The organism is Actinomycetospora flava (assembly GCF_037400335.1).
GTDB lineage: Bacteria > Actinomycetota > Actinomycetes > Mycobacteriales > Pseudonocardiaceae > Actinomycetospora > Actinomycetospora flava.
Genome location: NZ_JBBEGM010000016.1, coordinates 44,898 through 58,135, shown reverse-complemented (window position 1 = coordinate 58,135; position 13,238 = coordinate 44,898). Strand labels below are relative to the sequence as shown.

General features: G+C 72.4%; 13 protein-coding genes. 9 read left to right on the top strand and 4 right to left on the bottom strand.

Annotated elements, in window-relative coordinates:
• The first annotated feature begins 57 nt into the window (after positions 1–57).
• From WCD58_RS29020 to WCD58_RS29010, 3 genes are all read left to right on the top strand, one after another.
• Positions 58–900: an alpha/beta fold hydrolase gene (locus WCD58_RS29020; RefSeq protein ID WP_337706609.1), complete on the top strand. Its 843-nt coding sequence runs from the start codon at positions 58–60 to the stop codon at positions 898–900.
• Positions 897–2,054 (top strand): LLM class flavin-dependent oxidoreductase, encoded by a 1,158-nt coding sequence (locus tag WCD58_RS29015; RefSeq protein WP_337706608.1) that lies wholly within the window; start codon positions 897–899, stop codon positions 2,052–2,054. The genes WCD58_RS29020 and WCD58_RS29015 overlap by 4 nt, the downstream gene beginning before the upstream one ends.
• 109 nt (positions 2,055–2,163) lie before the next feature.
• On the top strand, positions 2,164–3,456 hold the full coding sequence (locus tag WCD58_RS29010; RefSeq protein ID WP_337706607.1) for an MSMEG_0569 family flavin-dependent oxidoreductase: 1,293 nt from the start codon (positions 2,164–2,166) through the stop codon (positions 3,454–3,456).
• A 7-nt stretch (positions 3,457–3,463) separates the two neighbouring features.
• On the opposite strand, the gene WCD58_RS29005 is transcribed toward WCD58_RS29010, so the two are convergent.
• Positions 3,464–4,681: a fatty acid desaturase family protein gene (locus tag WCD58_RS29005; protein ID WP_337706606.1), complete on the bottom strand. Its 1,218-nt coding sequence runs from the start codon at positions 4,679–4,681 to the stop codon at positions 3,464–3,466.
• Positions 4,682–4,709: 28 nt separating this feature from the next.
• Complete coding sequence (locus WCD58_RS29000; RefSeq protein WP_337706605.1) at positions 4,710–5,837, bottom strand: ferredoxin reductase; 1,128 nt, start codon at positions 5,835–5,837, stop codon at positions 4,710–4,712.
• 111 nt (positions 5,838–5,948) lie between these two features.
• Between WCD58_RS29000 and WCD58_RS28995 the strand changes: the two genes are divergently transcribed.
• From WCD58_RS28995 to WCD58_RS28985, 3 genes are all read left to right on the top strand, one after another.
• On the top strand, positions 5,949–6,830 hold the full coding sequence (locus WCD58_RS28995; protein ID WP_337706604.1) for a MerR family transcriptional regulator: 882 nt from the start codon (positions 5,949–5,951) through the stop codon (positions 6,828–6,830).
• Positions 6,827–7,837: a sigma-70 family RNA polymerase sigma factor gene (locus WCD58_RS28990; RefSeq protein WP_337706603.1), complete on the top strand. Its 1,011-nt coding sequence runs from the start codon at positions 6,827–6,829 to the stop codon at positions 7,835–7,837. Before WCD58_RS28995 ends, WCD58_RS28990 begins: the two co-directional genes overlap by 4 nt.
• Positions 7,838–7,928: 91 nt before the next feature.
• Complete coding sequence (locus WCD58_RS28985) at positions 7,929–9,344, top strand: selenium-binding protein SBP56-related protein (RefSeq protein ID WP_337706601.1); 1,416 nt, start codon at positions 7,929–7,931, stop codon at positions 9,342–9,344.
• Position 9,345: 1 nt separating this feature from the next.
• Here the strand turns inward: WCD58_RS28985 and WCD58_RS28980 are convergent, their stop codons facing one another.
• Entirely contained in the window at positions 9,346–10,068 is a 723-nt protein-coding gene (locus tag WCD58_RS28980; protein WP_337706600.1) for a mycothiol-dependent nitroreductase Rv2466c family protein, read from the bottom strand.
• 110 nt (positions 10,069–10,178) lie between these two features.
• Between WCD58_RS28980 and WCD58_RS28975 the strand changes: the two genes are divergently transcribed.
• Positions 10,179–10,952, top strand: coding sequence for an N-acyl homoserine lactonase family protein (locus tag WCD58_RS28975; RefSeq protein ID WP_337706599.1), 774 nt, complete (start codon positions 10,179–10,181; stop codon positions 10,950–10,952).
• On the opposite strand, the gene WCD58_RS28970 is transcribed toward WCD58_RS28975, so the two are convergent.
• Positions 10,933–11,748: an SDR family NAD(P)-dependent oxidoreductase gene (locus WCD58_RS28970; protein ID WP_337706598.1), complete on the bottom strand. Its 816-nt coding sequence runs from the start codon at positions 11,746–11,748 to the stop codon at positions 10,933–10,935. The two genes, WCD58_RS28975 and WCD58_RS28970, sit on opposite strands and share 20 nt — an antisense overlap.
• A gap of 108 nt (positions 11,749–11,856) precedes the next feature.
• Between WCD58_RS28970 and WCD58_RS28965 the strand changes: the two genes are divergently transcribed.
• Both WCD58_RS28965 and WCD58_RS28960 read left to right on the top strand, forming a co-directional pair.
• Positions 11,857–12,750 (top strand): VOC family protein, encoded by an 894-nt coding sequence (locus WCD58_RS28965; protein WP_337706597.1) that lies wholly within the window; start codon positions 11,857–11,859, stop codon positions 12,748–12,750.
• Positions 12,747–13,223, top strand: coding sequence for an SRPBCC family protein (locus tag WCD58_RS28960; protein WP_337706596.1), 477 nt, complete (start codon positions 12,747–12,749; stop codon positions 13,221–13,223). Before WCD58_RS28965 ends, WCD58_RS28960 begins: the two co-directional genes overlap by 4 nt.
• The last annotated feature ends 15 nt before the right edge of the window (positions 13,224–13,238 follow it).

Sequence of the window (13,238 nt, the reverse complement as noted above, 5' to 3'; positions counted from 1 at the left end):
CGTGCCGGGCGCGGCGCACTTCCTAGTGTCCGCCATCACATCCTGACAGGAGGACCCGTGACCGTCACCGATCTCGATCCCTCCACACCGGCGGTGCAGCGGCACGACGCCGGCAGCGGCACCGTCGCCTACCGCCGCGTCGGCACGGGCCGGCCGGTGCTGCTCCTGCACTCCGCGGGCGGCGCGAACGAGTGGGGCCCGCTGCAGCTGGGGCTCGCCGGCGTCGCCGACCTGATCGCGCCCGACCACCCCGGCTTCGGCCTGTCGGACGACCTGCCCGAGCTGCACACCGTCGACGACCTCGTCTACCACTACCTCGACCTGCTCGACGCCCTCGGCCTGCCGCAGGTGGACGTCGTGGGGCTGTCGTTCGGCGGCTGGGTCGCGGCCGAGCTCGCGATGCACTCCCCCGAGCGCGTGCGCCGGCTCGTCCTCGGCGCCGCGGTCGGCCTGCGCATCCCCGAGGCGCCGATCGCGGACCTGTTCCTCATGACCCCGCCGCAGCTGATGCGCGCGCTCTTCCACGACGAGGCCCTGGTGTCGGCGGCGCTCTCGGCGGTGCCGACGACCGAGGGGATCCTCGCCACCTACCGCGACCTGGGCGCGCTGGCCCGCTTCGGCTGGCACCCGTTCCTCAACGACCCGAAGCTCGAGCGCCGCCTGCACCGCATCACCGCGCCGACCCTCGTGCTCGCGGCGGGCGAGGACCGCCTCGTCCCCCGCGCGCACGCCGAGCGCTACGCGGCACGCATCCCGGACGCCGAGCTGAGAGACATCCCGGACTGCGGCCACGCCCTGCACGGCGAGAGGCCCGCCGAGGTCACCGCCGCGATCGTCGAGCACCTGGGCGGGAGACGAAGCGAAGCGGAGCTCGACCTGGAGACGGGAGCTGAGACATGAAGGTCAACTTCTTCCACCTGATGCCCTACCCGTACCTGCCCGACGACTTCGACGACGTCGAGAAGTACCCCTCGCCGTCGCTGACGTTCTCCAACGCGCACTTCGACCCGGCGGTCGGCGTCGACCTCTACCACCGCTACCTCGACGAGCTCGAGTACGCGGAGACCGTCGGCTTCGACGGCGTCGTCGTGAACGAGCACCACCAGTCGGCCTACGGGACGATGCCCTCGCCCAACATCATGGCCGCGGCGCTGGCCCGCCGGACGAGCCGGGCGACGATCATGGTGCTGGGCAACGCGATCCCCCTGCGCGGCAACCCGCTGCGGGTGGCCGAGGAGATCGCGATGCTCGACCACCTGACGAAGGGCCGGCTGCTCTCCGGGTTCGTGCGCGGGATCGGCTGGGAGCACTTCGGGCACAGCATCAACCCCGCCGACTCCCGGACCCGCTTCAACGAGGCCCACGACCTGATCAAGAAGGCGTGGACCGAGCCGGGACCGTTCAGCTGGTACGGCGAGCACTACGAGTACCGCTACGTCAACATCTGGCCCCGCCCGCTGCAGCAGCCGCACCCGCCGATCGCGGTGCCCGGCGCCGGGAGCCCGGAGACGATGCGGTGGGTCGCCGAGAACCACTACACCTACGTCTCGGTGTACGCCCCGACCCGCGTCGTGAAGGGGTGGTTCGACGGCTACCGCGCCGCGGCCGCCGACCTGGGCTACGTCCCGGAGCCCGAGAAGATCGGGATGGCGCTGCCGGTGTTCGTCGGCGAGGACGACGCGTCGGCGCACCGCGAGGCGCGCCCGTACGTCGAATGGCTGTTCCACCGCGGGCTGCGCCAGGGACTCGAGATCGTCTTCCCGCCCGGGTACATGAGCCCCGCCGCGATGAAGGGGCTGCTCAAGGCCAACATGAAGGCGTTCCCCGAGCTGTCGTACGAGGAGCTGCTCGACCTCGGCTACGTCGTGGTCGGCGGTCCCGAGCAGGTCCGCAACCGCCTCGGCGAGCTGCGCGACGAGCTCGGCTTCGGCCAGCTCATGACCATGCTGACGATCGGTGCGATGCCCGCCGAGATGGTCCGGCGCAACACCGACATCTTCGCGAGCGAGGTCATCCCGGAGCTCCGGAAGGAGCCGCTGACCGCGGCGTCCTGATCCGTCCGCACCCGTTACACGCGGCAACAACGGCGCAGTCCGGAGGCAATCACCCCGCAACGCTCCCCGCCCATCGTGAGGAGGAAGCCGAGCGACGCGGGGAGCGATCATGGAGTTGTCGGGCGGGCACTGGCCGGTCGTCGTCGTGGGCGGCGGGCAGGCGGGACTGTCGATGAGCCGGTGCCTGGGGCGCCGCGGGATCGACCACCTCGTGCTCGAGCGCGCCGAGGTCGCGCACTCGTGGAAGACCTACCGGTGGGACACGTTCTGCCTGGTCACGCCGAACTGGCAGTGCCAGCTGCCGGACTTCCCGTACGCGGGAGACGACCCCCACGGCTTCATGGTCCGCGACCAGATCGTCGACTACCTCGAGGCCTACCGCACGTTCGTCGACCCGCCGATCGTCGAGGGCGTCGAGGTCACGCGCGTCGCGAAGGACGACCGCGGGACCTACCGGCTGACGACCAGCCGGGGCGACCTCTCCGCCGACCAGGTCGTGATCGCCACCGGCGGCTACCACACGCCGATCACCCCGCCGCTGTCGCAGGCGCTGCCCGAGGAGATCACGCAGGTCCAGTCGCAGGACTACCGCTCCGGCGCGCAGCTGCCGCCCGGCGAGGTCCTGGTGGTCGGCAGCGGGCAGTCGGGCGCGCAGATCGCCGAGGACCTGCACCTCGAGGGCCGCAAGGTCCACCTCGTCGTCGGCGACGCCCCGCGCGTGGCCCGCTTCTACCGCGGCCGCGACGTCACCGACTGGCTCGCCGAGATGGGCTACTACGACATGCCCGTCACCGAGCACCCGCGCCGCGAGGCCGTCCGGGCGCAGGCCAACCACTACGTGACCGGGCGCGACGGCGGGCGCGACATCGACCTGCGCGCGCACGCGAAGGCCGGCATGTCGCTCTACGGCCTGCTGACCGACCACCGCGACGGCGTCCTGCACTTCAAGCCCGACCTCACCGAGCGGCTCGACCACGCCGACGAGGTGTCCGAGTCGATCAAGGACACCATCGACGGGTACATCGCGCGCCAGCAGATCGACGCGCCCGCCGAGGAGCGCTACACGCCGGTGTGGCAGCCCGACGGCGAGACGCTCGAGCTGCGCCTCGCCGACGCGGGCATCACCTCGGTGGTGTGGTGCATCGGTTTCCGCCAGGACTTCCGGTGGGTCGACGTCCCGGTGTTCACCGGCCGCGGCGCCCCCGCCCACACGCGCGGCGTCACCAGCGCGCCCGGGCTCTACTTCCTCGGCCTGCCCTGGCTGTGGACGTGGGGGTCCGGCCGCTTCTCCGGCGTCGGGCGCGACGCCGAGTACCTCGCCGAGCGCATCCGCTCCCAGCGCGGTCTCACCGGGACGGGCCCGCGCGGGGACGTCTGCAACGTCCTCGCGCTCGGCTCCTGACCCGGTCCTACGACTGCGGGTGCTTCGGGGTGCTCGGCGGCGCCGGCGCGGTCTGCGGCGTCGACGGCGCGTGGTCGCCCTCGGCGCGCACGACGCCGGCGCTGCGCGGCAGGCCCCGGGCCTGACGGCGCTCGGAGGCCTCCCGCAGCTTCTTGGCCGGCAGCGACAGGCGCCAGATCGACCGCGTCGCCTGCCAGAACTGCCGCGGGAACGAGCCCGTGGTGTAGGGCAGCTCGTACTTCTCGCACAGCGCGAGTACGCGCTCCTGGATCTCCGGGTACCGGTTGCACGGCAGGTCCGGGTACAGGTGGTGCTCGATCTGGTAGCCGAGGCTGCCCGACATGATGTGCATCAGCCGGTTGCCGGTGAAGTTCGCCGACCCGAGCAGCTGGCGCAGGTACCACTCGCCCTGCGTCTCGTTCTCCAGCTCCTCCTCGGTGAACACCTCGGCGCCGTCCGGGAAGTGCCCGCAGAAGATGATCGCGTAGGACCAGATGTTGCGGATGAGGTTCGCCGTGAGGTTCGCCGTGGCCGTCGTCCGGAAGTTCTTGCCGGCGAGCGCCGGGAACAGGACGTAGTCCTTGCCGATCTGGCGCGCCTGCTTGCGGGCGATGCCCTCGAGCTTGCGCTTGAACTCCTCCGGGTCCTCGAGCTCCATCTTGCGGAGGCCCTCGATGTCGAGGTCGTGCAGGGACACCCCGTACTCGAACGCCAGCATCAGCATCGTGTTGACCACGGGCTGCGTGAGGTAGTAGGGGTGCCACGGCTGGTCGGAGCGGACGCGGAGGATCTCGTACCCGACGTCCTTGTCCTTGCCGATCACGTTCGTATAGGTGTGGTGCAGGTAGTTGTGGGAGTGCTTCCACTGGTCGGCCGGGCAGACGTTGTCCCACTCCCACGTCGCCGAGTGGATCTCCGGGTCGTTCATCCAGTCGAACTGGCCGTGCATGACGTTGTGGCCGATCTCCATGTTCTCGAGGATCTTGGCCACGGCCAGCGTCAGCGCACCGGCCCACCACAGCTCGCGGCGGTGACTGCCGAACAGCATCGCGCGCCCCGCCACGTTCAGCCGGCGCTGGATGGTGATCAGTCGGCGGATGTAGGCGGCGTCCTCGTCGCCGCGCTTCTCCTCGAAGTCGGCGCGGATCTGGTCGAACTCGCGACCGAGAGCCTCCACGTCCGCCTCGGTGAGGTGGGCGAACTCCTTGACGTCGGCGATGGCCATACGGGTCTTCCTCCCGAGGGGGGTTGTCCTATACGTCGAGCACGACGTCGCCGGCGGCGGCGCCGATACAGGTCTGGATCTTCACGGCGTCCCAGTCGGCGCCACCGGAGCCGTCGGCCCGGTGCTCGGTGCCGTCGCGCAGGTCGCGCACGACGCCCTGGCGCAGCGGGACGACGCAGGTGTGGCAGATGCCCATGCGGCACCCGAACGGGAGCTGCAGGCCGGCCTGCTCGCCGGCCTCGAGCAGGGTGGTGGCGCCGTCGATCTCGACGTCCACCCCCGACTGCTTGAACGTGACGGTGCCGCCCTCGGCCTCGCCACCCGCGAGGTCGACCGAGAACCGCTCGACGTGCAGCTGGTCCTCGAGGCCGGCGTCGGTGAAGACGCGCTCGGCGTCGTCGAGCAGCGCGTTCGGCCCGCACACCCAGGTCTGGCGCTCCTGCCAGTCGGGGCAGAGGTCGGTGAGGTTGTCGAGGTCGAGGTGGCCGTCGGCGCGGGTGTACTGCTTGTGCACGCGCAGGTTCTCGTGCTTCTCGGCGAGCCGGTCGAGCTCGTCGGAGAAGATCAGACTGTCCTGGTCCGGCGCGGAGTGCGCGACGAGGACGTCGGGCATGGTGCCGCGGCGGTCGAGCGTGCGCAGCATCGCGATGATCGGGGTGACACCGCTGCCGCCCGTGAGGAACAGGATCTTCTTCGGCGGCGGGTCGGGCAGCACGAACTCGCCGCTCGGCGGCGCGAGCCGCACGATGGTGCCGGGCTCGAGACCCTCCACGAGGTGCTTGGACAGGAAGCCCTCGGGCATCGCCTTGACCGTCACCGACAGGTGGCCCTGGTCCTTGCGCGGCGGCGAGGTCAGCGAGTAGGAGCGCCAGTGGAAGCGCCCCTCCACCGAGACCGCGATGCCCACGTACTGCCCGGCCTGGTGGTCGAACGACCAGCCCCACCCGGGCTTGATGACGAGGGTGACGGCGTCCTCGGTCTCCGGCACGACCTTGACGACCTTGCCGCGCAGCTCGCGGGCCGACCACAGGGGGTTGATCAGCGAGAGGTAGTCGTCGGGGAGCAGCGGTGTGGTGAAGCGGGAGGCCACCTTCCGCAGACGTCGCACGCCGCGGGGGAGTCGGCCGGGGGTCTGCCCTTCGCTCACGTCGCTCACCTCCACCACGCTACACGGTACCGTTGGTACCAGGAACTGGGCGTAACAGTTACTCGGTCGTTGCCTGTGTATGTCCGGTGAGCCGCGCCACGAAACACGATCACGTGACATATGTCGCCTGGCGATGTCACGAAGGCCCATCACCTAGCGTGGACGTCGGTGGACACGGGGGAAGCAGGACGCGGCATGACGGTCGACGTGCTGGCGCAACGAGCCGGCATGACGGTTCGTAACGTCCGCGCCCACGCCAATCGCGGCCTGCTCCCGCCGCCGCGCCTGCAGGGCCGCACCGGCTACTACGGCCCCGAGCACCTCGCCCGCCTCGAGCTGATCACCCAGCTCCAGGACCAGGGGTTCGCGCTCGCGGCCATCGAACGGCTCGTCGCCTCCACGCCGCGCCAGTCGGCCGAGGACGCCCTCGCGCAGTACCTCCACATGCTCGCGCCGTGGTCGCCGGAGCCCGCGCTGGAGATGGCCGCCGCCGAGCTGCCGGACTGGCTCGGGGTGGAGGTCTCCGGCGAGACGTGGCAGGCGCTCGTCGACGCGGGGCTCGTCCTGCACCTCGACGGCGGTCGGATCCGCGTCCCCAACCCCGGCCTCGTCCGCGCCGGGGCCGAGGCCGTGCGCCTGGGGATGTCCGCCCGGGACCTCGTCGTCATGCGCGAGGAGCTGACCACGCACGTCGGGGCCGTCACCTCGCGCTTCGTCGACCTCTTCCGGCGCACGGTGTGGGCGGACTACGTCGGCGACGGGCTGCCCGGGCACCGCGCCCAGCAGGTGCGCGACGTCGTCGGCGCCCTGCAGCCGGTGGCCGCCCAGGCGCTGCTCGCGACGTTCCGCGAGTCGATGCCGGCCGCGATCTCGCTGTTCCTCGACGAGGTCTCGGACGCCTTCGAGCAGTCCGGTCCCGGCAACGACCCCGACGACGGCCCCGACGACGGCCCCGACGACGGCTCCGACGACGACACCGCTGCGGCAGACTCGGACGGGTGAGCGAGACCACGGTCGCCGACACGGACCTCGAGCGCGCCCGGGACGGGGACGACGCCGCCTTCGGCCGGCTCGTCGCGCCGCTGCGCCGCGAGCTGCACGCGCACTGCTACCGGATGCTCGGCTCGTCGCACGACGCCGACGACGCGCTGCAGGACACGCTCGTGCGCGCGTGGCGCAAGCTCGGCGGCTTCGAGGGCCGCAGCTCGCTGCGCACCTGGCTCTACACGGTCGCCACCCGCGTGTGCCTCGACCTCGTCGATGCGCGCGGCCGGCGCGCCCTGCCGATGGACCTCGCGGCCGCGAGCGACCGCGTCGTCACCGCCGACGTGCCGCTCACCGAGGTCGCGTGGCTCGGCCCCTACCCCGACGAGCCCGGCGCGCGCGCCGAGGAGCGCGAGGCGGTGGAGCTCGCCTTCGTCGCCGCCCTGCAGCACCTGCCGGGCAACCAGCGCGCGGCGCTCGTGCTGTTCGAGGTGCTCGGCTTCTCGGCCGCCGAGATCGCGACCGCCATGGACACCTCCACCGCGTCGGTGAACTCGGCGCTGCAGCGGGCCCGCAAGCTGGTCAGCGAGAAGGTGCCGGACATCGGGCAGCAGCGCACCCTGCGCGAGCTCGACGACGCCCGCCTGCGCGCGATCGTCACCGGCTACTCCTCCGCACTCGAGCGGGGCGACGCCGACGCGCTGGTCGCGCTGCTCACCGAGGACGTCACCTGGTCCATGCCGCCGATGGGGTGCTGGTACGCGGGGCTCGCCGACGTCGCGGCGTTCGCGCGCGCCGTGCCGGCGAGCGGCGGCTGCGGGTCGTGGCGCCACCTCGAGGTCGTCGCCAACGGCCAGGTCGCGGTGGCCTCGTACCTGCGCCCGCCGGACCAGCCCGCCGACGCCCCGCACCGGCCGTGGTCGATCGACGTCCTGACCCTGCGCGGCGACCGCATCGCCGCCGTCACGTCGTTCATCGGGGCGGAGCACCACGCACGCTTCGGGCTGCCCGAGCTCCTGCCCTGACCGGCTCAGCCACCTGCGCCGGACGACGCCTTACCCCTGCTCAGCGGTGCTGTGACGCTGGTCATACCTGCCGCCGAGCCCGGGGGGTCCGATGACCTCGTCGACCACCGACCCGACCTTCTACCGATCCCCCGCCGCGGCCGCCGCGGCGCCGCCCGAGCGGCTCGCGTACGTCGCCGCCTTCGACCGGTCCGGGGAGCTCCCGGACGCGATGGCGGTCGTCGACGTCGACGCGCGCTCCGAGCAGTACGGCCGCGTCGTCGGGTGGACCGACCTGCCCGCCGGGGCCGAGCTGCACCACTTCGGCTGGAACGCCTGCAGCAGCGCCCTGCAGCACGAGGGTCACGACGTGGACGGGCTCTCCCGCCGCTACCTGCTCGTGCCGGGCCTGCGGTCGTCGGACGTGCACGTGCTCGACACCCACCCCGACCCGCGTGCGCCGCACCTGGCGCGGACGATCGCCGCCGCCGAGCTGTCGTCGAAGGCCGGCTACTCCCGCCCGCACACGCTGCACTGCGGGCCCGACGGCATCTTCCTGACGTGCGTCGGCGGCCCCCTCGACGACCCCGACGGCCCGGGCGGGATCGCGCTGCTCGACCACACGACCTTCGACGTCGTCGGCCCCTGGGAGACCGACCGCGGCCCCCAGCGGCTGCACTACGACGCCTGGTGGCACCTCAACCGGAACGTGCTGGTCTCCAGCGAGTGGGGCACGCCGTCGATGATCGAGGACGGGCTCGTGCCCGAGCACCTCCTCGGCGGCGACTACGGCCACCACCTGCACTTCTGGGACCTCGCGAAGGGCGTGCACCAGCAGTCGGTCGACCTCGGCAGCGAGCACCAGATGGTGCTCGAGATCCGTCCGTCCCACGACCCCGAGGCCACCTGGGGCTACGTCGGCGTCGTCATCTCGACCGCCGACCTGTCCGCCTCGGTGTGGCGGTGGCACCGCGCCGACCCGGACGGGCCCTGGGAGGTCGACAAGGTCATCACGATCCCGGCCGAGCCCGCCGACCCGTCGCTGCTCCCGCCGGCGCTGAAGCCGTTCGGTGCCGTCCCGCCGCTGGTCACGGACATCGACCTGTCCGTCGACGACCACTTCCTCTACGTGTCCTGCTGGGGCACCGGCGAGCTCAAGCAGTACGACGTCAGCGACCCGGCCCACCCGCGCGAGGTCGGATCGCTGCGGCTCGGCGGCATCGTCGCCCGCCGCCCGCACCCCGGGAAGCCCGACGAGCCGCTGTCCGGCGGCCCGCAGATGGTGGAGGTGAGCCGCGACGGGCGCCGCGTCTACGTCACCAACTCGCTGTACGGGGCCTGGGACGACCAGTTCTACCCCGACGGCGTCGGCGCCTGGATGGCGAAGCTGGACGTGTGGCCCGACGGCGGCTTCACCCCGGATCCCCGGTTCTTCCCGCACGGCGAGGAGTTCCGGGGCCGGCGCGTGCACCAGGTGCGTCTCCAGGGCGGGGACGCATCCTCCGACTCGTACTGCTACCGGACCTGAGCTACCGGACCGTCGTCCCGGTGCTCGCGATCTTCGCCGACATCGGGGTGTCGGGGAACGAGCGGGTCGTGCGCTTGAGCTCGGCGAACCCGCGCCACTGCGCGAGCGTCTGCACGGCGTCCCACAGGCGCAGGGCGTCGTCGCCCTCCGGCGGCGCGTCGATCACGGGGCCGAACAGGGCCGGGCCCGGCTCGTCTCCTTCCCGCCGGGGCGGGTCGAACGACAGGATCGGGGTGCCCACACCGCCGCCGCAGCGCTCGGCGGCCTCCTGGGTCTCCGTGCGCAGGGCGTCGTCGCGGGACGTGTCGTCGGCGGCGTCGGCGAGATCGGTCGGGAGCCCGGCGCGCTCCAGGGCGGGGCGCAGGTCGCGGCGGCGCGCCATCTCGCCCATGACGGCCTCGAAGTCGTCGCCCTCGGGCGGGTCGGCGTCCCAGACCAGCTCGCCGAGCGCGGTGTAGAGGTCGGCGACGACCTCGGGCCCGTGCTGCTCGCGCGCGGCGTGCACGACGCGCAGCATCTCGAGACCGCGAACGTGGCTGTCGGGGTAGTCCGGCGACGCCTTCCTGCGCTCCTCGTAGCTGATCTCCTCGTTGAGGATCGCGAGCGACACCGGGCGCCAGGTGACCTCGAGGGGACGCTTCTCGGCCACGCGGACCACCCACCGGGACGTCACCCAGCAGAACGGGCAGATCGGGTCGAAGAAGAACTCGAGTCGGTCGGACATGCGACTCGGCTACCCGCTCCCCGGGAGGGCGGCGACTCTTTCGTGAGAACGCTCCGATTTCCGAAGCGTTTCGTCGACGAGCCCGCCTCCCGGCCGGGTACGCCCCGGCCGTGTCCCCCGGAACGGCCCGCCGCCTCGTCGCGCTCGACGGGGCGCGGCTGACGCTCGACCGCGCCGACATGCTCGACGGCGCCGCCCCCGGGCCCGTCGAGCTGGTGGTGCCGAGCTTCCTCGTCGAGCACGACGACGGCCTCGTGCTGATCGACACCGGGCTCGCCCCGGAGGCTGCCGAGGACCCGGTCGGGACCTACGGCGAGGAGCTGGGCGGGATGGTGTCGATGACGCCCGAGCAGCGGCTCGACCGGCAGCTGGCGCTCGCCGGGGTCGCGCCGGCCGAGGTCACCCACGTCGTCGTGTCGCACGTGCACTTCGACCACACCGGCGGGCTGCGCCACGTCCAGCACGCGCGGTTCCTGCTCGGGGCGGGCGACCGGGGCGCGGTCGACGGCAGCGACCCCGACGTCGCCGCGATCGCCCGCCAGGCCGACCTCGACCCCGTGCGTGACGGCGACTGGACGTTCCTCGACGGCGACCACGACGTGTTCGGCGACGGGGCGGTGGTCGTGCTGGCGATGCCCGGGCACACCCCGGGCAACACGAGCGTCCTGGTCCGCCTGCCCGACGGCCCGCTGCTCCTGTCCTGCGACACCGCCCATCTGCACGAGGCGCTCGAGCGCCCGGCGCCGATGGCCGCCGACACCGTCCGCGCCGACGCCCTCGCCTCGTTGCAGCGGCTCATCGGGCTCGCAGCGACCCACGACGCCCCCGTCTGGGTCACCCACGACCCCGAGGACTGGGAGCGCTTCAGCGGAAACCGGCCGTGACCCCGCCGTCGACGGAGATGTTCTGGCCGGTGACCCACACCGACTCGTCACTGGCCAGGTAGACCGCGAGGGCGGCGACGTCGATCCCGGTGCCGGGGCGGCGGATGAGGTGCATGCCCATCTGGAAGTTCCGCAGCTCCTCGCCGACGAACTTGTCGGTGGCCGGGGAGGTCACGAACCCCGGGGAGATCGCGTTGGCGCGCACCCCGCGCTCGGCGCCCTCGGCGGCGAGCGACCGCGTCATGGCGATGACGCCGCCCTTGGCCGCCGAGTGCGCGACCTGGCCGAGCGGAGCGATGCCGCGCAGCCCGGACATCGAGGCGGTGTTGATGATCGAGGCGTTGCCGCTCGCGAGCAGGTGCGGCCAGGCCGGTGACGTCGTGTGGAAGACGATGTCGAGCTCGACGTGCAGCACGTGGCGCCAGAGGTCGAGCGACATGTCGTCGAACGGCGCGAACCCCGCGCCGGCGGCGTTGTTGTAGAGGACGTCGATGCCGCCGAGGCGCTCGGCGCTCTCCTCCACCCAGCGGGCCGCGGCCACCGGGTCGGCGAGGTCGACGGTGCTGCCGACGACATCGTGGCCCTCGGCGGCGAGCACCGCCGCGGTGCCCTCGGCCGCGCCGTCCTGCACGTCGCAGCCGGCGACGCGCGCACCCTCGCGGACGAACGCGGCCTGCGCGGCCTCCCCCTGCCCGCCCGCGGTGCCGGTGAGGAGCACCCGCTTGCCGGCGAGGCGTCCGCCGGGTGGAGGCGTCGGGGCAGGGGCGCGGGCGGCGTCGGCCGGGAGGGTGCTCATGCGTTCCAGAGTGTGCACACCTTGGTGACGCCGTCAATCGGCGCGAAGGCAGCCGACCGGTCCAACGGAGTGGTTGACATCACCTCCAACTGTATCCACTCTGGACGGGTGATCGAGCTGGTCGACATCGCCTACGTCCGCTCCGGTGCGGCCGACCTGGCCGGCGCCGTGCGGTTCGCGACCGAGGTGGTCGGTCTGGAGCACGTGGACGGTGGTGAGCCGGGCGTGGCCCACCTGCGGGCCGACGGCCGGCACCACTGCCTGGCCTTCGTCGAGGGGGTCAGCGGCGTCATCGCCTCGGCCTTCACGGTGGCCGATCCCGGCGCGCTCGCCCTCGCCGAGACCGAGCTCGAGACGCGCGGTTTCGCCGTCCGCCGGGGCGACGCCGCCGAGGCCCGCTCTCGGCGGGTGAGCGAGTTCGTCGCGTTCGACGACCCCTTCGGCAACCGCATCGAGCTGGTCGTCGGCCAGCAGACCCTCGCGCGCCCGGTGCGGTTCGCCCGAGGCTCGGGCATCACCGAGTTCGGCCACCTCTGCCTCGACGCGCCCGACATCACCGAGGCCCACCGGTTCTGGTCGACGACGTTCAACGCCCGCGCCTCGGACTGGATCGGCGACGCGGCCTGCCTCATGCGCATCGACGAGGTCCACCACAAGCTCGCGGTCTTCCAGGGCGACCGGCCGGGCCTGTGCCACGTGAACTTCCAGGTCGCCGAGCTCGACGACGTCTTCCGCAACTGGCACCACCTGCAGGACCACGACGTCGTCATCGAGATGGGGCCGGGGCGCCACCCGCAGTCCGGCGCGGTCTTCCTGTACTTCCTCGGCCCCGAGGGCCTGACCTACGAGTACTCGTACGGCGTCCGCCGCATCACCGACGAGGCGGCCTGGCGTCCCCGGTTCTTCGACCCGGCGGAGCGCGGCTCGATCGACATGTGGCTGGGCCCCACCCAGAAACCCATCACACAACCTCAGCTGATCCCGGAGGGGATCCGTCCATGATCTTCGTGACCCACGCGCTGCCCGTGAACGACCCCGGCGAGCCGCTGATCACCCGCGACGCGCTGTGGGACGGGCTGGTCCGCAAGGCCGAGAACGCGCTGCCGTTCGTCCCCGCCATCACCGACTGCACGGTCACCGCCCGGTACAGCGACACCGTCTTCGACCGCGACATCGTGCTCCAGGGCGAGGCGTTCACCGAGCGGATCACGCTGGAGCACCCGCACCGCGTGGTGTTCACCCGCATCGCCGGGCCGGTGCTCGGGACGATCGCCAACGAGATCGAGGGCGACGGGGTGGGTGGGGATCCGACCGAGCTCACGCTGCGCTTCAGCTTCGCGCTCGTGGTGGCGGGCGAGCCGGGCGGCTCGGCGGGCGAGCAGGCCCACGCCGACCGGATGACCGGCATGTACCGCGCCGCCGTCGCGGCCACGCTCGACGCCGTCCGCAAGATCGCGGCCGGCGCCTCCGTCTGATCCCCCGAGGAGCAG

Coding starts and splice junctions, on each gene's coding strand:
- WCD58_RS28960 (WP_337706596.1), top strand. CDS start 12,747: ATGATCTTCGTGACCCACGCGCTGCCCGTGAACGACCCCGGCGAGCCG.
- WCD58_RS28980 (WP_337706600.1), bottom strand. CDS start 10,068: ATGTCCGACCGACTCGAGTTCTTCTTCGACCCGATCTGCCCGTTCTGC.
- WCD58_RS29015 (WP_337706608.1), top strand. CDS start 897: ATGAAGGTCAACTTCTTCCACCTGATGCCCTACCCGTACCTGCCCGAC.
- WCD58_RS29005 (WP_337706606.1), bottom strand. CDS start 4,681: ATGGCCATCGCCGACGTCAAGGAGTTCGCCCACCTCACCGAGGCGGAC.
- WCD58_RS28995 (WP_337706604.1), top strand. CDS start 5,949: ATGTCGCCTGGCGATGTCACGAAGGCCCATCACCTAGCGTGGACGTCG.
- WCD58_RS28970 (WP_337706598.1), bottom strand. CDS start 11,748: ATGAGCACCCTCCCGGCCGACGCCGCCCGCGCCCCTGCCCCGACGCCT.
- WCD58_RS29010 (WP_337706607.1), top strand. CDS start 2,164: ATGGAGTTGTCGGGCGGGCACTGGCCGGTCGTCGTCGTGGGCGGCGGG.
- WCD58_RS28985 (WP_337706601.1), top strand. CDS start 7,929: ATGACCTCGTCGACCACCGACCCGACCTTCTACCGATCCCCCGCCGCG.